A 19,679-nucleotide genomic window follows, 5' to 3' on the forward strand; every position below is an offset into this window, starting at 1 on the left:
CATGACCGAATCGGAGGATAAAAAGTTCTCATTTTGCTACAAACTATACTTAGATTAGCATAATTAAGATTAATTCTATAATAGTAATTTAAAAAAAAAGAATGTTAAAAAATTTAGTTAAAAATTTAAAACCATCCTCTACTTTACTGATCAATGAAACTTCAAGAAAATTAGAGGAACAAGGAAAAAAAATATATAAATTTGGCTTTGGACAGTCACCATTTAAAGTTCCAGAGGATGTTGTTGAAGAACTTAAAAATAATGCACATCAAAATAAATACCTACCAATGCAGGGTCTTTTGGAATTAAGGAAGGCAGTAGCAAAATACACATCAAAAAGAAAAAATCATGAATATAAATCTGAAAATGTAATTATTGGACCTGGTTCAAAAGAATTAATGTTTTTATTACATGTGATATTTGATGGAGAAATAATATTGCCTGCTCCTAGTTGGGTTTCATATGCTCCACAAGCAATACTGGGCAGAAATAAAACACAAATTTTACAAACAAAAAGAGAGAATAATTGGTTTCCAACCGCCTTGGAAATTGAGGAGATTATTTTAAAGGATAAAAATAAAAATTATTTATTATTCTTAAATTCACCAAATAATCCATCAGGTCAAATTTGTGAAAATTTAAAGGAAATTGCTGATATTGCTAAAAAGTATAATCTTATTATTTTGTCCGATGAAATATACTCAGAATTAAGTTTTAGAGATAATTATCAATCTATTTCTAATTTTTGCCCTGATAAAACAATTGTTAGTACTGGATTAAGCAAATGGTGTGGAGCTGGTGGATGGAGGTTGGGTTATTTTTTAGTACCAGACTCATTAATACAAATTAGAGATATGATTAACGTCTTAGCTAGCGAAACTTTTTCTGCTGTTAGTGCGCCTATTCAATATGCAGCGATAACAGCTTATAATAATGATCACTCACACTATATTAATATATCCAGAAAAATTTTAAGTGCAGTTGGTAATTATGTTTATGAAAATCTAAAATCTAATAAAATTTTGATCAATGAGCCTCAAGGAGGCTTTTATTTAATGCCTGAGTTTTTAAATAAAAAATTTAATACTTCATCAGAAATGTGTGACAGTATATTGAATGGTACAGGTGTAGCCTTGTTACCTGGATCTGATTTTGGTTTTGATCAAAACAAAATGTTGGCAAGATTGAGCTTTACTGATTTTGATGGTCAAAAATTTATGAATAAAATTGATGTAAATCAAAAAATTGATAGTGATCTTATAAATGAATTTGCACCTAAAATTATTGAAGGTGTTGATAAGTTAAAAAAATGGTCTGAATCAATATAAAATCTTACTATACATACCCAAACATTTACTGTTAAAATTAACTTTTAAAAATAAACGATATAGAGGGAGAAATAATGAAAAAAATAATTACATCTCTATCAAGTGCTTTACTGATATTGGTTGCATCTTTGTCTTTAACTGGTGTAGCAAAATCGGCAGAGTTCTTTACGATAGGAACTGGCGGACCTACTGGAGTATATTTCCAGACAGGAAATGCCATTTGTAAAATGTTACACAAATCAGCAATAAGTGCTGATCACGGAAGAAAAAAAGGTACTGCTAAAGCATATAGATGTACCGCACCATCAACTGGTGGATCAAATTATAATATTGGTCAAATAGCAGCTGGTGAATTTCAATTTGGTGTAGCTCAATCAGACTGGCAGTATCATGCTGTGAATGGATCTAGCAAATGGGAAGGTAAACAATATAGTGACTTGAGAGCTGTGTTCTCAGTTCATAATGAACCTTTTCAAATCTGGGCTAGAAAAAAAGCAAAGATAAAAGATTTTGCTGGATTAAAAGGAAAAGTTGTCAACATTGGTAATCCAGGCTCTGGTCAAAGAGGAACTATGGAAGAACTAATGAAAGCAATGGGTGTTGATAATAGTTATTTTAAATCAACAACTGAACTTACTTCATCTGAGCAAGTAAAAGCTTTATGTGATGGTAAAATTGATGCTTTTGGTTATTCAGTAGGTTTCCCAAATGGTGCCATGGAACAAGCAGCTACTTGTGCTGCTAAAGCTTCGCCAATTAACTTAACAGGACCTGAAGTACAAGGTTTAATAGATGGTGCTGATTACTATGCGCAAGCTGTAATTCCTAAAGGTACTTATACAAAACAGAAAAAAGATGCGACTACATTTGGTGTAAAAGCTACTGTAGTAACTTCTGCTGATGTTTCTGAAGAGCTTGTATATTTAGTTGTAAAAGCTGTGATGGAAAATTTTGATGATTTCAAAAATCAACATCCTGCTTTTGGATTTTTGGAAAAGAAAAACATGATTAAAGATGGTTTATCTGCTCCATTACACCCAGGTGCAATTAAATATTATAAAGAAGTTGGGTTAATGTAATCTAATTAAGAAATTTAATTAAAAGGCCTGATTTTTATCGGGCCTTTTTTTTATAATAGAGTATCTTTTTAAAAATGAATCAAAGTTTAAATGAAAAAGTAAAAAGTAAGATTAGCGAAGACTTATCACCAACTAAAAATCTTACAGGCTTTCATCTAAAAGTTGTTGCAGCTATTGCAATCATTTGGTCATTATTTCAACTTTGGTATGCATCCCCATTCCCTTTCATGTTTAATTTTGGTATGTTTAAAGGGTTGCCAGCGAGAGCTATTCACTTAGGTTTTGCTCTAACTTTAGCATTTTTAATCTTCCCAATTACAAAAGATAAAAAGATTACAATATTCGATATTTTAATTAGTTTCATAGCTGCTTTTTCATGTCTTTATATATATTTCTTTTATGATCAGCTTGTTGATCGTGGTGGAGTTCTTTTAAATCTTCAAATTGGAGAAAATTATAATCTTCCAGTTGAATTAATCATTGGTAGTTGTGGTATTATAATTTTACTTGAGGCAACTAGACGGGCGATAGGTTTGCCTCTAGTTATTATTGCAATATGTTTTTTGTTATTTTCTTATTTTGGAAGATATGCCCCTGAAATAATTTCTCATGGAGGGCTTTCATTAAATAGACTTATTGGTTTTCAATGGCTAGATCAAGAAGCTATTTTTGGAATTCCAATAGGAGTTTCTGTAGATTTCATATTTTTATTTGTACTATTTGGAGCTCTTTTAGAAACAGCAGGAGGTGGAAAATATTTCCTAGACTTAGCTTTTGCAATGGTAGGAAAAATGAGAGGTGGACCTGCAAAAGCTGCAATTCTAGGTTCTGGAATGACAGGTTTAATTTCAGGCTCATCCATAGCCAACACAGTGACCACAGGAACTTTTACTATTCCTATTATGAAGAAAACTGGTTTTTCAAAAGAAAAAGCTGGTGCTATTGAAGTTTCATCATCTGTTAATGGTCAATTGATGCCACCTGTTATGGGTGCCGCAGCTTTTGTAATGGCAAGTTTTATCGGAGTTACGTATTTTGAAATAGTGAAGCATGCTTTTTTACCAGCAATAATTTCATACGTAGCGCTATTTTATATTTCTCACTTAGAAGCTTTAAAATTAAATTTAAAAGGAATGGATGAAGAAGACGTACCAAATTTAAAAAAAACATTTCTTTCTGGTCTCCATTTTTTGATACCTATTTTTGTATTAATTTATATGCTGGTTTACCTAAGGTTTACCGCTTCCTATTCTATTTTTTACGCAACTATTTCGCTCATTATTGTTAATTTAATTTACCTATCTATTAAAGGTGAGGATTTAAAAAACTCACTTAAAGTTTGGTTTAATCAAACTATTGTAGGTTTTGAAAAAGGTGCCTTAAATATGGTTGGTGTTGGAATAGCTATAGCAACAGCAGGAATAATAGTTGGAGCTGTTGGATCAACAGGATTAAGTACAAACTTAATTATAGTTATAGAGTCGATAGCAAAAGATAATGTTACAATATTATTATTTTTAACTATAATTTTATGTTTGTTATTAGGAATGGGATTGCCAACAACAGCAAACTATGTGGTTGTTGCTTCATTAATGGCAACTGTTTTAGTTGATGTTGGTAATGCATCAGGGTTTATCTTTCCATTAATAGCAGTTCACCTATTTGTATTTTATTTTGGTTTAATGGCAGATGTAACGCCTCCAGTGGGTCTTGCCTCATATGCTGCTGCAGCTATTTCAGGAGGTGATCCTTTAAAAACTGGGTTACAAGCATTTTGGTATAGTTTGAGAACAGGAATACTACCAATTGTTTTTTTATTTAATCATGAATTACTTTTAATAGGAATAGAAAATATTTGGCATGCATTAGTTGTTATTATTACTTCTTTAGCAGGAATATTAGTGTTTACTTCGGCAACACAAGGTTGGTTTATTAATAAATTAAAATGGTATGAAATAATCATTTTTTTAATAATTTCTATCTCATTATTGTCCCCCGAGTTTGTTCTTAATAAATTTTATCCTAAATATAATTATCAGAATATTAGTGTAATTAATTCAGTTATATTAGATCCAAAAAAGGAAGTGCGATTTAAAATTATAAGACCTAGTCCATATGGAGAAAGATATAAATTATTTGTAATTAACAAAAATACTTTTGAAAAAGAATATGATTTAGAAGAATACGGAATTAGTTTAGTGAAAGAAGAGAATAGAATTATCGTTGATAATCTAAAATGGAATGGAGAAGCTAAAAAAAGTGGATTTGAGATGGGTGATTATATAAGTGAATTTAAAATAGAAAATTTAAATAGACCTAATAAGGGTGTTATTTATCCTATTGCAATTTTGCTTTTAATTTTCTTTGGTTATATGAATTATAGACGAAAAGAATAATTAACCACCTGGACCTAAATTTGAAGGTTTAACTTTTAAAATTTTCCAAACCCCAGAGGCTGAAGTAATGATCTTGTCATTACATCTTAATTCACAAAATAAAAATACAAGTGTATTTGTTTTTTTTAGTATTTTTGTGAATCCCTTTATTTCATCACCTTCTTTAGAAGCGCCAATAAATTTTAAATCTAAAGAAATAGTTACGCAAGGTGCATTGCCAGATGTCCTATGAGCTGCTGTGCCCGCTCCAGCATCTATTAAAGCTGATAAATAACCACCATGGGTTATTCCAGCAGCATTTAAATGATTTTCATTTATAGTAGATTTAAATTCATATTCTGTTTCTGATATTGTTTTAAACAAAACACCCCCATTGTGTTTCATAAATCCTGGCTTAATGCTTATTTGTTCATAATCATTGCTCATAGTTTTTTTATAATACAAAAGTTAAAATTAATAAAATTATTAAAACAATTATAAAAAAATAAATAACTGATTTTTGTAATGATGCTTTTATCAACCAATCTAACATTTTAACTCCTTTTTTGGTGGACCGCCCAGAACTCGAATCTGGAATCTCCCGGTTCGTAGCCGAGCGCCTTATCCAATTTGGCCAGCGGTCCTTATTAAATAATTATCTCCATATATCAAAGTTTTTGATGTAATTTAACTTATTAAATATTATGTTGAGCTATCAATGAGTAAAAAACTAGATGATATTGTTATAACATCTGCACTAAGAACACCTATAGGTGCATATAAGGGATCTTTAAAAAGTATTAGTGCGGATAAATTAGGTGCACTAGTTATTAAAGAAGTTATTCATAATTCAAAAATAAAAGCAGATGAGGTTGACGAAGTAATAATGGGACATGTTCTTACTTCTGGTTTAGGTCAAAATCCAGCTAGGCAAGCATCTATTCGAGCTGGGGTACCTGTTTCAAAACCTGCACATATTATCAACCAAGTATGTGGATCTGGATTAAGAGCTGTAATTTCAGGCTATCAATCGATTAAACTTGGAGAAAACAAAATAATTATTTCAGGTGGGCAGGAAAATATGTCAAGGGCACCACACTCAATATTTTATAGAGAAGATAAAAAATTATTGGAAAAAAAATTAGTGGATACCATGATTAATGATGGGTTATTAGACTCTTTTAATGATTACCATATGGGAGTTACAGCAGAAAATGTTGCTGAAAAATTTCAAATAACAAGAGATGAGCAAGATATCTTTTCATTAAATTCTCAGGAGAAAACTCAAGAAGCAATGAATAAAAATAAATTTAAAGATGAATTAATTAAATTACAAATAAATAATAATGAAGAAAGCTTTGAACTTGATAAAGACGAGCATCCAAGAAGTAATTTAAAACTAGAAGATTTAAAAAAGTTAAAAACTGTTTTTAAAGAAAATGGAACAGTTACTCCAGGTAATTCTTCAGGAATAAATGATGGAGCAGCAGCAGCAGTATTGATGACAAGAGAACAGGCGGAACATAAATCACTAGAACCATTAGTTAAAATAACTTCCTGGGCCTCTTGCGGTGTTGAACCATCTTTAATGGGTCTTGGCCCAATACCAGCTGTTAAAGAAGCACTTAATAAAGCAAATTGGAGCTTAAAAGATGTTGATCTGTTTGAAATAAATGAGGCATTTGCAGCTCAAAGTATCGCCGTGATAAAAGACTTAAAAATTGATCAGTCTAAAGTAAATGTAAATGGTGGCGCAATAGCATTAGGACATCCTATCGGTGCATCAGGGACTAGAATATTAGTTACACTTATTCATGAAATGATTAAACAAAATAAAACAAAAGGATGTGCTGCACTCTGTATCGGAGGCGGAATGGGTATCGCAATGTGTGTTGAAAGAACCTAAAAAGCGCCAATTTGTTTTATTTTTACAACTTTTTGCTCAATTAAAATATATGTTCTCAAAAAAACCCTAATTAATGTGCTAAAATAAAAATCAATAAATTTTTTTTAGGTATATAAAACATTAAAAATAATGAGTGAAAAATTACTTGTCCCTGATATTGGAGATTTTGACGAAGTTGAAGTTATAGAGATTCTTGTAAAACAAGGAGATCAACTAAATATAAATGATCCAGTAATTACAATCGAAAGTGACAAATCGAGTGTTGAAATTCCGTCAACAGTCTCAGGTAAAATAGAGACAATTGAAGTTAAAGTAGGAGATAAAGTTTCAAAGGGAAGTTTAATCTTAAACATTGTTTCATCAGGTGAAAATAAACAAACTGCTCCAATCCCAAAAGACACTGAAAGCATCATAAAACAAGCCGAAGTAGCTATGACTAAGAAAGAGGAAGAGATTGTGGTTTCTAAACAATCAACTCAAAAAAAAGAACAATCAATTATTCAAGTAACTAATGGAAATGATATTGATCCTTTAGAAACTCAAGATTGGTTAGAATCTTTGTCGGAAGTAATTTCAAAAGATGGAAATCAAAGAGCTCATTTTTTAATTAAAGAATTAATTAATAAAGCATATCGTGAAGGAGCAAACATTCCTTATACGCAAAATACGCCATATATAAATACAATCCCACCAGAAGCAGAGGTCAAATCAAATGGAGACCAAAATATTGAAAGAAGAATTAGGTCTTTAATAAGATGGAATGCAGCTGCAATGGTTGTAAGAGCAAACAAAAAGTTCCCAGAACTTGGTGGACACATAGGAACATTTGCATCGGCTGCTACATTATATGATGTTGGAATGAATCATTTTTGGAGAGCAAAAAATAATAAATTTGGTGGAGATTTAGTTTATTTTCAAGGACATAGTGCTCCAGGAGTATATTCTAGAGCATTTTTAGAGGGAAGACTAAACGAAAAACAATTGGATAGTTTTAGACAAGAAGTTAATTCTGGTGGACTTTCCTCATATCCTCATCCATGGTTGATGCCTAAGTTTTGGCAATTTCCAACTGTCTCAATGGGTCTTGGTCCTATGCTTGCAATTTATCAGGCAAGATACATGAAATATCTTATTAATAGAGGTCTTATAAAAGATGAAGGTCGAAAAGTTTGGGCCTTTTTAGGTGACGGAGAAATGGATGAACCAGAGTCTATGGGTGCAATAGGATTAGCTGCTAGAGAAAAACTAGATAATTTAATATTTGTGATTAATTGCAATCTACAAAGACTTGATGGACCTGTACGAGGAAATGGAAAAATTATTCAAGAATTAGAGGGTAGTTTTCGTGGAGCTGGTTGGAATGTAATAAAAGTAATATGGGGTTCGTATTGGGACTCGTTGATAGCAAATGATAAAACAGGTCATTTAGTTAAAATAATGAATGAAACAGTAGATGGCGAATATCAAGCGATGAAAGCTAGAGATGGTGCTTATGTAAGAGAAAAGTTTTTTGGTAAATATCCAGAAACACAAGAATTAGTTTCAAGCTTATCAGATAAAGATATTTGGAGATTAAATAGAGGTGGTCACGACCCTCATAAGGTATTCGCTGCCTATGATAAAGCCACAAAAAACCAAGGAAGCCCGACAGTTATTATTGCCAAAACTATTAAGGGATATGGAATGGGTAAGACAGGCGAAAGTGTAAATACTACTCACCAAACAAAAAAATTAGATGTAGATGATTTGTTGTATTACAGAGATCGTTTTGATGTTCCTCTAACAGATGAACAAGTTAGAAATATCGAATATTTTAAACCAGATGAAAAATCACCAGAAATTAAATACTTAAAAGAAAGAAGGTTGAATTTAGGTGGCTATTTACCTGAAAGAACAACTTATGCAAAACCAATTAAAGCACCATCAAAAGATATTTTTGATTTTATGAAAGTTTCAACTGGTGAAAAAGAGATGTCAACAACAATGGCAATGGTAAGAATGTTTACTAATTTACTAAGAGATAAAAATATTTCACCAAGATTAGTTCCAATCATCCCTGATGAGGCAAGAACATTCGGAATGGAAGGTTTTTTCCAAAAAATTGGAATATATGCACACGAGGGACAAAAATATGAACCAGAAGATGCTGCACAGTTAAGTTCTTATCGTGAAGATAAAAGTGGCCAAGTATTAGAGGAAGGAATTAACGAAGCTGGAGCGATGTCATCTTGGATTGCAGCTGCTACAGCATATACAAATCATGATATAGAAATGATACCAATTTATATTTTTTATTCCATGTTTGGTTTTCAAAGAATAGGTGATCTTGCGTGGGCTGCAGGCGATAGTCAAGCAAGAGGATTTTTAATTGGTGCTACTGCTGGGAGAACAACTTTAGCTGGAGAAGGACTTCAACACCAAGATGGACACAGTCATTTAATAGCCTCTACAATACCAAATTGTGTAACTTATGACCCAACTTTTCATTATGAACTAGCTGTAATTTTTCGAGAAGGTCTAAGAAGAATGCATGAGAAGAAGGAAAATGTTTTTTATTATATTACTACAATGAATGAAAATTATTCTCATCCTGAAATGCCAAAAGATAAAAATTGTGAAGAAGGTATTCTTAAAGGAATGTATAAGATTAAAGAATTTAATAAGTTTAAGAAGACAAAAATCCAACTTTTAGGATCAGGCACTATTCTTCGTGAGATGATAGCTGCAGCCGAAGTGCTTCAAAATGATTATCAAATTGATAGTGAAATTTGGAGTGTGACAAGTTTTAATGAATTAAGAAGAGATGGAATGGAGGTTGAGAGGTATAATCTTTTAAATCCTGACAAAGAACAAAAAACTTCATTTGTTGAAAAATGTCTAGGAAAATCTGAAGGTCCAATAATGGCAGCATCAGATTATATGAGAATGAATTCAGATCAAATAAGACCATATGCTAACAAAAGTTTTTACTCTCTAGGAACAGATGGTTTTGGTAGAAGTGATACTAGAAAAAATTTAAGAAAGTTTTTTGAGGTAGATAAAGAGCACTTGGTTGCTTATAGTTTAAGTGTTTTGGCTAAAGAGCAGTTGATAGCCTCAAAATATGCAGAAGAAGCAATAAAGAAATATAATATTGATGGTGAAAAACCAATGCCAACCAAATTATAATGTCAGAAACTGAAGTTAAAGTACCAAATATTGGAGATTTTAAAGATGTTGAAGTAATAGAGGTCTTAGTTTCAGAAGACCAAATAATTAAAAAAAACGATCCCTTGATAACGATTGAAAGTGACAAATCTAGCGTAGAGATCCCTTCTAACTTTGAGGGAAAAATTAAAAATTTAAAAATAAAAGTAGGAGATAAAATTTCAGAAGGTGATTTGATATTAACTTTAGATAGCAAGTCACAAATAATCCAAGTAGCTGAAAAAAAACCAGAAATTGAAAAAGAATTTAAAAGAATTAAAGTAATTAAACCTGAAATAGAACAAACTACAAAAATTCAAAATAGAAATACATCCAACGATATTTCCTATGCAAGTCCAAAAGCTCGAAAATTTGCAAGAGAACTTGGAGTAGATATTAGTCAAGTTGCGGGAAGTGAAAAAGATGGAAGAGTTATTGAGGACGATATTAAAAAATTTGTTTCTTCTAAACCAAAAAATATTGATGAAGTTAAAGAAAATAAGTCAAATAAAATTAAAAATGAATTTGAGCATTCTGATTTTGGAGAAATTGAAATTAAAGATATTCCAAGAGTAAAGAAATTATCCTCAACCTATTTAACTAATTCATGGACAACCATACCTCATGTTACAAATCATGATGAGGCAGATATAACAGAAATGGAAAACTTCAGAAGTTCTCTGACCAATATGTATACTGGAGAAAAAATTAAAATTACTCCTTTAGCATTTATAATTAAAGCATTAGTCGCATCTTTAAAAAAATTCCCAAGTTTTAATTCCTCTATTGATGAAATTGATACTGGAAAAATGACATTAAAAAAATATTTTCATATTGGGATTGCTGTCGATACACCAAATGGTTTAATGGTTCCTAAAATCAGAAATGCTAATAACAAAAAAATTTCATTACTCAGCAATGAATTAAAAGAAGTTAGTGAACTTTGCAGAAATCTCAAAATCGATAAAAAAGAATTATTTGGTGGATCTATGACTATTACAAGTTTAGGTGGAATAGGTGGATCATTTTTTACTCCAATTATAAATTACCCAGAGGTCGCAATCTTAGGAGTGGGTAAATCGCAAAAAAAGCAAATTTTTATAAATGGAAAATTTGAAACAAGAATAATGTTGCCAATCTCTTTATCTTATGATCATAGAATTATAGATGGTGCTGAGGCAGCACGATTTAATAATGACTTAAAAGAAAATTTAGGTAAAAATTTTGCCTACAAACTAGCTGTCTAATATAAGTCATGTCAAAAACTACTTCATTATTAAGTGCCTTGTTATGTACTTTTATTTGGGGCACAACATTTATTGCTCAAGATACAGGTATGGACAACATTGGGCCATTCACATTTAATGCAGTTAGATTTTTTATTGGTTTCCTAGCTATCACGCCGTTAGTTTTGTTATTTGAGTTAAAAAAATTTAAGTCAGAGTTTAAATCTGACATTAAATCTTTCATTAATCTTTCAATTTTAATTGGTTTGTCATTGTTTTTGGGTTCTGCATTACAACAAGTTGCACTTCTTTATACAGATGTTGCAAACGCTGCATTTTTCACAATTTTTTATGTTCCGATGGTTCCAATTATAATTTTTATATTTAAAAAAAAATCAATTCATTGGAGTGTTTGGCCATCTGTTATTTTGTGTTTAATTGGAGGTTATTTATTGACAAATTTTTATGATGCAACAGTAAGACTTGGAGATAGCCTAGTAATTCTTGGAGCTTTATTTTGGAGTACTCATATTATATTCACAGGAATAATTGTTAAAAAGTATGATCTTCCTTTAACCCTTGGTGCTATTCAAACTCTTATTGTTTCTGTATTTTCTTTTGCAATAGGACTTTTCTACGAAGAGTTTATTTATATTGAAATTATAAAAGAAATAAACTCTATCTTATATGCTGGTATTTTATCAGGAGGTTTTGCTTTTGTTTTACAAATCTATGCTCAAAAAAATATAACCCCTGCCCCTGCAGCTATAATCTTTTCTTTAGAAGGAGTATTCGCAACTATTGCAGCTTGGTATATTTTAAATCAAATTTTAGATATTAATAATTTACTTGGCTGCTTTTTTATTCTTTGTGGTGTTTTATTGTCTCAACTACTACCTTTAGTTAAAAAAAAATATTCTTAATAAATCACAGCAAATAAAATTAATGCTATGATAACTCTATAAATTACAAAAGCATTCATCGAAAATTTATTTATATAAATTAGAAAAAACTTTACTGTTAAAAAAGAAAAAATAAATGAAGTCAATATTGCAATAATTGCTAAATAACTAAATTCAACTGATTGAGAAAATATATCTTTTAACCCTAAAAAACTCGCACCACTTAAAGCTGGGATAGAAAGTAAAAATGATATTTTGCTAGAGTCCAATCTATTAAATTTTAAAATCCTTGCAGCAGTAATGGTTATACCTGCCCTGCTAACCCCAGGTATTAATGAAAGAATTTGAAAAATACTTATAAATAAAATTGACTGAAGATTTAAGTTTGAAGATATTTTTTTATCAAAACGATTTTTATCTGCCACATATAAAACAATTCCAAAAATTAAAGTTGACCATGCAATGACTTTAACATTTCTTAATTCATAAATAATACCTGTTGAATACAAAATATATCCAACAATAATTAATGGAATTGATCCCACAATAATAAGGCTTAAAAGTCTCTTATTATTTTTAATATCCATTAAATCCTTTTTGAAATAATAGATAATTGCAAATAAAGACCCCAGATGGAGGCTGATATCTATTAATAATGAGCTAGATTTAAATTCATACAAACTTGAAACTAATATTAAATGTGCTGATGAACTTATGGGTAAAAACTCTGATATACCCTGAATAGCTGAGAGTATTAAAACTTCTATTATGTTTTGAAACATTTTATCTAACTAACTTAAAAAATATTTATTTAAAACAATTCGATTTAGACATATTAGCTATGCAAATGTTAAAAATACTATAATTTTCAAAGTTATATAAGTTAATAAGGTCATAATAACTGACCTATTTTTTACTTTAATTAATAAAAACAACATATAACTTGCCAGAACAAAAATAATTTATGACTGATAAAATGCTAAAATTTGTAAAAATAGGTCAACAAACTCCACCTAAAAGAGAGAGTGATGTCAGAAAAAAAGACTTTAATGAGATCTATGATGAGTTTATTAGCGGTCAAGCAAAAGAACAATCAAGTAGATGTTCTCAGTGTGGAGTTCCTTTTTGTCAGGTTCATTGTCCATTAAGTAATAATATTCCAGATTGGCTTAAACTTACTGCGGAAGGAAGACTTCAGGAGGCTTATGAACTGTCTCAAAGTACAAACAATATGCCAGAAGTTTGTGGAAGAATATGTCCACAAGATAGATTGTGCGAAGGTAATTGTGTAATTGAGCAATCTGGTCATGGAACAGTAACAATTGGTTCAATGGAAAAATATATTACTGATAATGCGTGGGAACAAGGTTGGGTAAAACCTATAGATATTTCTAATGAAAAAAATGAGAGTGTTGGAATAATTGGAGCTGGTCCAGCTGGTTTAGCAGCTGCTGAGGAATTGAGAAAAAGTGGATATAAAATTACAGTTTATGACAGATATGACAGAGCTGGAGGATTATTGATTTATGGAATTCCAAATTTTAAACTTGAAAAAGAAGTTGTTGAGAGAAGAACTAAACTTTTAAGAGATGGAGGAATTGAGTTTATTCAAAATTTTGAAGTAGGAAAAGATGCAAGCTTAGAACAATTGAGAAAAAAACATGATGCTATTTTAATAGCAACTGGAGTTTACAAAGCTCGAGAGGTAGAACTTCCAGGTAATGATTTAAATAATATTTTTCCCGCAATGGATTTTTTAATGGCATCAAATAAAAAAGGATTGGGTGATAAAGTAGAATTATTTGATAAAGGAATTTTAAACGCAGAAGGAAAAGATATTGTTGTAATTGGTGGTGGTGATACAGCGATGGACTGTGTAAGAACATCAATAAGACAAAAAGCTAAATCTGTTAAATGTTTATATAGAAGAGATAAAGAAAATATGCCCGGATCAGCAAGAGAAGTAGCTAATGCTGAAGAAGAAGGTGTTGAGTTTGTCTGGTTATCAAGTCCCAAGGAATTTAGAGGAACCAACAAAGTTGAAAAATTAATAGTTGATCAGATAAAATTAGGTGAACCTGACGAAAGTGGAAGAAGAAAACCAAAAGTTCAACAAGATTCAGATTTTGAGGTAAAGGCTGATATGGTTATTAAAGCCCTAGGTTTTGATCCTGAGGATTTGCCAACTTTATTTGACTCAAGTGAACTACAAGTAACAAAATGGGGAACTGTGAAAACTGATTTTGATACAATGGAAACAAATTTGAGTGGGGTTTTTGCTGCAGGTGACATAGTTAGAGGTGCATCTTTAGTTGTCTGGGCGATTAAAGATGGAAGAGATGCAGCCACTTCAATTAAAAAGCACTTAGAAAATAAGCATTCAAAACAATCAAAAGTAGCTTAATGAAAAGTTATAAAAAAAATTTTGAATTATTAAAGAAAAACCATGTTTATTCTGAGGAGATGGAGCACGATGCTTGTGGTGTTGGTTTAATTGCATCTACTGAAGGAAAGAAATCACGTAAAGTTGTTGAGTATGGAATTGAAGCTTTAAAAGCAGTTTGGCACAGAGGAGCGGTTGATGCTGATGGAAAAACAGGTGATGGTGCAGGAATTCATGTAGAAATACCTAAAGATTTCTTTATAGAAAAAATAGAAGTTACCGGTCACTCCTACGATAATTCAGAAATATGCGTTGGAATGATTTTCTTACCAAGAAATGACTATGCAGCACAAGAGAGTTGCAAAACAATAGTTGAAAGCGAATTAACAAAAAACAATTTTAGTATTTATGGTTGGAGACAGGTTCCAGTTAATCCAAAGGTTTTAGGTGAAAAAGCATTTCAAACAATGCCAGAAATTATTCAAGTGCTTTTTAAGTCTAACAATCCAGAATTATTAAACAAAGATCTTGAAAGAAAGATTTATGAAACAAGAAGAATAATTGAAAATAAAGCATTTCAAATTTCTTTAAATAATTTTTATATTTGTTCTCTCAGTTCAAAATCAATCATTTATAAGGGAATGTTTTTAGCAGAGGCTATTTCAGATTTTTTCTTAGACTTAAAAGATGAAAGATTTATCTCAAGATATGCAATTTTTCACCAAAGATTTTCTACAAACACTGCACCAAGCTGGAATTTAGCTCAACCTTTTAGAGCTATTGCCCATAATGGAGAAATCAATACATATCGTGGTAATAAAAATTGGATGAAAGTTCATGAGCAAGAAATGAATAGTCCATTGTTTGATGACATAGAAAATTTAAAACCAGTAATTCAACAAGGTGCATCAGACTCAGCGGCATTAGATAATGTTTTTGAATTATTAAATATTTCAGGTCAGCCAGCACCTTTAGCAAAATTAATGTTAGTGCCAGATGCTTGGTCTAAAAAAAATAAAACTTTATCTAAAGATCATCAGCAATTGTTTAATTTTCTAAACAGCACTATGGAACCTTGGGATGGGCCTGCAGCTATTGCTGGTACGGATAATGAGTGGGTAATTGCTGCAAATGACAGAAATGGATTGAGACCATTGAGATATGCAATTACTAAAGATAATTTATTATTTGCAGGTTCAGAAACAGGAATGATTGAACTTAATGAAAAGAAAATTTTAACTAAGGGAAGATTAGGTCCTGGAGAAATAATTGGAGTTAGAATTGAAAAGGGAAAAGTATTTACTAATAGTAAAATTAAAGATTATTTGGCCAAGGAATATAAACATTTTAATTCTCAAATTATTGATTTAGATGAAAAAATTACTATTTCTGGAGAAAAACACTCATTTTCTGGAGATGATTTAAGAAGAAGACAATATACATTTGGAATTAGCCTAGAAGATTTAGAGCTTATTTTGCACCCAATGGCTGAAGATGCAAAAGAAGCAATAGGTTCTATGGGTGATGATACCCCACTTGCTGTATTGTCAGATAAATACAGACCTCTTTACCATTTCTTTAGACAAAATTTTAGCCAGGTAACAAATCCTCCAATTGATTCATTAAGAGAAAATAAGGTTATGAGTCTAAAAACAAGGTTTGGAAATTTAGGTAATATTCTGGACTTTGATAATTTAACTAAGCAAAATATTTATGTTTTAAATAGTCCAATTTTATCAAACTCTCAATTTGACAAGTTTATTAATTTTTTTGGTAAAAATTCGTTAGTCATAGATTGTACTTTTTCTAAAAATCAGTCTTTATTTGAGGCAATAAAACAAGTTCAAAAAGATGCAGAGATAGCTGTAAGACAGGGTGTTACTCAATTAATTTTAAGTGATAAAGGATTATCAGAAACTAATTTGCCTATTCCTATGCTTTTATGCGTAGGAGCAATCAATTCATTCTTAATAGAAAAAAAATTAAGAGGATATGTTTCCATAAACGTCCAATCTGGAGAAGCTTTAGATACACACTCATTTGCTACTTTAATTGGTGTAGGAGCAACCACAGTAAATCCATATCTTGCTTTTGATAGTTTGTATCAAAGACACGAAAAAAAACTTTTTGGAAAATTTAGCTTTGATGAATGTGTGGAGAGATACATCAAATCAGTGAATGCTGGTCTCTTAAAGATTATGTCTAAAATGGGAATTTCTGTTTTAAGCTCTTATAGAGGAGGATGTAATTTTGAAACTGTTGGATTAAGCAGAACAATTGTTGCTGATTATTTTCCAGGTGTTGTATCTAAAATATCTGGGATTGGATTAACAGGAATAGAAAAAAAAATTAGATCTATTCACAAAGAAGCATTTGAAAGTTCTGAAACTATTTTACCAATAGGTGGAATATATAGATACCGTAAAAATGGTGAGACACATCAGTATCAAGGAAAATTAATTCATTTATTACAAAGTGCTGTAGGATCTAACTCTTATGAGGCATACAAGAGATATGCTGATGGAATATATAATTTGCCGCCAATAAATTTGAGAGATTTAATTGATTTTAGATCAAAAAAATTGAAAGGACCGATAGAAATTTCAGAGGTTGAGCCTATAGAAAATATTCTTAAAAGATTTGGAAGTGGAAGCATGTCACATGGAGCTCTCTCAAAGGAAGCGCATGAAACGCTTGCAACTGGAATGAATAGAATTAAAGGTGCCTCATGTAGTGGCGAAGGTGGAGAGGATGAGAGCAGGTTTAAAGTATTAGAAAATGGAGATAGTGCAAATTCTAGAGTAAAACAAATAGCTTCAGCAAGATTTGGCGTCACTGTAAACTACCTAAATAATTGTAATGAAATTGAAATTAAAATAGCTCAAGGAGCAAAACCAGGAGAAGGTGGGCAATTACCAGGGTTTAAAGTTACAGATGAGATTGCAAAACTAAGACATTCAACACCTGGAGTTACTTTAATATCTCCTCCGCCACATCATGATATTTATTCTATAGAAGATCTTGCTCAACTTATTTATGATTTAAAACAAATAAACCCTAAAGCAAGAATTGGAGTTAAACTTGTTGCTTCATCAGGTGTAGGAACTATTGCTGCTGGTGTTGCTAAAGCGAAAGCTGATATAATATTAATATCAGGACACAATGGTGGTACTGGTGCAACACCACAAACTAGTGTTAAGTATGTTGGAATACCATGGGAAATGGGCTTAACAGAGGCCAATCAAGTTTTAACTTTAAACAACCTAAGACACAAAGTTACTCTTAGAACTGATGGTGGCATTAAAACAGGAAGAGATGTTGTTATTGCAGCGATGATGGGAGCCGAAGAATACGGAGTGGCAACCACTGCTTTAGTTGCGATGGGCTGCATTATGGTTAGACAGTGTCACTCAAATACATGCCCAGTTGGCGTTTGTACTCAAGATGATAAACTTAGAGAAAAATTTACAGGTACTCCAGATAAAGTAGTTAACTTATTTACTTTTATTGCATCTGAAGTAAGAGAAATTTTAGCAAAAATAGGCTTTAAATCATTGAATGATATAATTGGTAGAACAGATCTTTTAATGCAGGTCAGTAAAGCTTCTCCAAATCTTGATGATTTAGATCTGAACCCACTTTTTGTACAGGCAGATAATGGTAATAATAAAAGATATTGTGAAAATCAGGAAATAAATCATGTACCAGATACACTTGATCAAGAAATTTGGCCAGAGATTGAAAAAACTTTAGATAATTCTGGAAAGTTTGAAAAAGAATACATTATTAAAAATACTAATAGAGCTGTTGGAACAAGAATATCTCATCATCTTTATAAAAAATATGGATATGAAAAACTAAATGAAAACTTTTTAGTATTAAATTTCAAAGGATCAGCAGGTCAGTCATTTGGTGCTTTTTCAGCAAAAGGCTTAAAACTTGTTCTTAAAGGAGATGCTAATGATTATGTGGGTAAGGGATTGTCTGGTGCAACAATTTCTATCAAATTGTCTGATGAAAGTAATTTAATTTCAAATGAAAACACCATTATAGGTAATACAGTTTTATATGGTGCAACTTCAGGAAAATTATTTGCAGCTGGACAAGCGGGAGAAAGATTTGCTGTTCGAAATTCTGGAGCGACTACTGTAATTGAAGGATGTGACTCAAATGGCTGCGAATATATGACAGGTGGAACAGTAATAATTTTAGGTGATGTAGGTGATAATTTTGCAGCTGGAATGACAGGAGGTATGGCATTCATTTATGACAAATCAAGAGAATTTGAAAAAAAGGTAAACAAAGAGTCTGTTGTGTGGCAAAATGTAGAAACAGATTATTGGAAAACATATCTTAAAGATTTAATCAAAGAGCATTTTGACGAAACAGGGTCTAATTTATCAAAGTTGTTAATTGAGAATTATAATGAAGAGTTAAAGAATTTTGTTCAAGTTTGTCCAAAAGAAATGTTAGACAAGTTAAGTAATCCAATTAGCCTCAAACCAGTTATTAAAGAAGTTAGTTAAATAATCAATTTAAGTTCTTTAATTATTGTTTTAAGCCACTTTTGACTTGATAAACTGTGATCACCATCATTAATAATTACTAATTTTTTTTTTGCTTTTTGAAATATTTTTAAAACTTTTCTTGAATAAGAAACCGGCACTACTTCATCTTTTTGACCGTGAACCATAGTAACATTTATTTTGGAATTTATTTTTTTGTTTAAAACCTTATTTTTTCTGCCATCTTTTATCAATTGAAGAGTAATTGGATATTCATAGTTGCCATGTTTTAATTGTAAAATTCCCTTTTGAATAGTTTCGGACTTCATTTTTTTTGTGAATTTTTTCCACATCAAATTTTCTAAAAATTCAGGCGCAGAACCAATGCCTAAAAATCCTTTTATTTGATTTTTAAATTTTTGAAACTGTTTAAGGGCTAACCACGCACCCATGCTTGAACCAATAATAGTAAAGTCATTCTTTTTAACAAATTTTTTAATAAGAGCAGATGTTTCATTGCTCCATTTAGTAATATTGCCATTTATAAATTTTCCTGATGACTTTCCATGTCCTGAATATTCAAGCGCTAAAAAACTTAGTTTATTTTGCTTAGCAAATTTTAAAAAAGCATTAGGTTTTTTTCCCTCTAAATCAGACATAAAACCATGTAAAAAAACAATAAAAGGGGCACCTTTATGAATGTTACAAATAAATCTTATTTTCTTACTTTTTGAAACTTTGTGATATTTGAAATGAGTCATAATCGTTTATATGTTTAATCTAATATTA

At 30.9% G+C, this 19,679-nt stretch carries 12 protein-coding genes and 1 tRNA gene; 9 read left to right on the plus strand and 4 right to left on the minus strand.

Features of this window, described 5'->3' with window-relative positions:
* Positions 1–101 precede the first annotated feature (101 nt).
* The 3 genes from ACIJYH_RS00095 (at position 102) to ACIJYH_RS00105 (ending at position 4,803) form a co-directional block, all read left to right on the plus strand.
* The gene (locus ACIJYH_RS00095; RefSeq protein ID WP_435163046.1) at positions 102–1,328 is read left to right on the plus strand and encodes a pyridoxal phosphate-dependent aminotransferase; all 1,227 of its coding nucleotides are present in this window, start codon (positions 102–104) and stop codon (positions 1,326–1,328) included.
* A 74-nt stretch (positions 1,329–1,402) separates the two neighbouring features.
* On the plus strand, positions 1,403–2,407 hold the full coding sequence (locus ACIJYH_RS00100) for a TAXI family TRAP transporter solute-binding subunit (RefSeq protein WP_435163048.1): 1,005 nt from the start codon (positions 1,403–1,405) through the stop codon (positions 2,405–2,407).
* 74 nt (positions 2,408–2,481) lie between these two features.
* On the plus strand, positions 2,482–4,803 hold the full coding sequence (locus ACIJYH_RS00105; protein WP_435163050.1) for a TRAP transporter fused permease subunit: 2,322 nt from the start codon (positions 2,482–2,484) through the stop codon (positions 4,801–4,803).
* On the opposite strand, the gene ACIJYH_RS00110 is transcribed toward ACIJYH_RS00105, so the two are convergent.
* Positions 4,804–5,229, minus strand: a complete 426-nt coding sequence (locus ACIJYH_RS00110) for a PaaI family thioesterase (protein WP_435163052.1) — start codon at positions 5,227–5,229, stop codon at positions 4,804–4,806.
* 120 nt (positions 5,230–5,349) lie between these two features.
* Positions 5,350–5,426: transfer RNA gene (locus tag ACIJYH_RS00115), tRNA-Arg, on the minus strand.
* A 74-nt stretch (positions 5,427–5,500) separates the two neighbouring features.
* Here ACIJYH_RS00115 and ACIJYH_RS00120 point away from each other — a divergent pair.
* The 4 genes from ACIJYH_RS00120 (at position 5,501) to ACIJYH_RS00135 (ending at position 12,023) form a co-directional block, all read left to right on the plus strand.
* On the plus strand, positions 5,501–6,688 hold the full coding sequence (locus ACIJYH_RS00120) for an acetyl-CoA C-acetyltransferase (RefSeq protein ID WP_435163054.1): 1,188 nt from the start codon (positions 5,501–5,503) through the stop codon (positions 6,686–6,688).
* A gap of 129 nt (positions 6,689–6,817) precedes the next feature.
* On the plus strand, positions 6,818–9,856 hold the full coding sequence (gene aceE, locus ACIJYH_RS00125) for a pyruvate dehydrogenase (acetyl-transferring), homodimeric type (protein ID WP_435163056.1): 3,039 nt from the start codon (positions 6,818–6,820) through the stop codon (positions 9,854–9,856).
* The gene (locus ACIJYH_RS00130) at positions 9,856–11,121 is read left to right on the plus strand and encodes a 2-oxo acid dehydrogenase subunit E2 (RefSeq protein ID WP_435163058.1); all 1,266 of its coding nucleotides are present in this window, start codon (positions 9,856–9,858) and stop codon (positions 11,119–11,121) included. Before aceE ends, ACIJYH_RS00130 begins: the two co-directional genes overlap by 1 nt.
* An 8-nt stretch (positions 11,122–11,129) precedes the next feature.
* Positions 11,130–12,023 carry a DMT family transporter gene (locus ACIJYH_RS00135; protein ID WP_435088476.1) on the plus strand — a complete coding sequence of 298 codons (894 nt, stop codon included), beginning with the start codon at positions 11,130–11,132 and terminating at the stop codon, positions 12,021–12,023.
* On the opposite strand, the gene ACIJYH_RS00140 is transcribed toward ACIJYH_RS00135, so the two are convergent.
* The gene (locus tag ACIJYH_RS00140; RefSeq protein ID WP_435163060.1) at positions 12,020–12,784 is read right to left on the minus strand and encodes an undecaprenyl-diphosphate phosphatase; all 765 of its coding nucleotides are present in this window, start codon (positions 12,782–12,784) and stop codon (positions 12,020–12,022) included. The genes ACIJYH_RS00135 and ACIJYH_RS00140 overlap by 4 nt on opposite strands.
* A gap of 182 nt (positions 12,785–12,966) precedes the next feature.
* On the opposite strand from ACIJYH_RS00140, the gene ACIJYH_RS00145 reads away from it, so the two are divergent.
* Both ACIJYH_RS00145 and gltB read left to right on the plus strand, forming a co-directional pair.
* Complete coding sequence (locus ACIJYH_RS00145; RefSeq protein WP_435163061.1) at positions 12,967–14,406, plus strand: NAD(P)-dependent oxidoreductase; 1,440 nt, start codon at positions 12,967–12,969, stop codon at positions 14,404–14,406.
* Positions 14,406–18,911, plus strand: a complete 4,506-nt coding sequence (gene gltB / locus ACIJYH_RS00150; protein WP_435163063.1) for a glutamate synthase large subunit — start codon at positions 14,406–14,408, stop codon at positions 18,909–18,911. The genes ACIJYH_RS00145 and gltB overlap by 1 nt, the downstream gene beginning before the upstream one ends.
* On the opposite strand, the gene ACIJYH_RS00155 is transcribed toward gltB, so the two are convergent.
* Positions 18,908–19,651, minus strand: coding sequence for an alpha/beta hydrolase (locus ACIJYH_RS00155; protein WP_435163065.1), 744 nt, complete (start codon positions 19,649–19,651; stop codon positions 18,908–18,910). The genes gltB and ACIJYH_RS00155 overlap by 4 nt on opposite strands.
* Between the last annotated feature and the right edge of the window lie 28 nt (positions 19,652–19,679).

It is taken from the genome of Candidatus Pelagibacter bacterium nBUS_25 (genome assembly GCF_051200975.1).
Lineage (GTDB): Bacteria > Pseudomonadota > Alphaproteobacteria > Pelagibacterales > Pelagibacteraceae > Pelagibacter.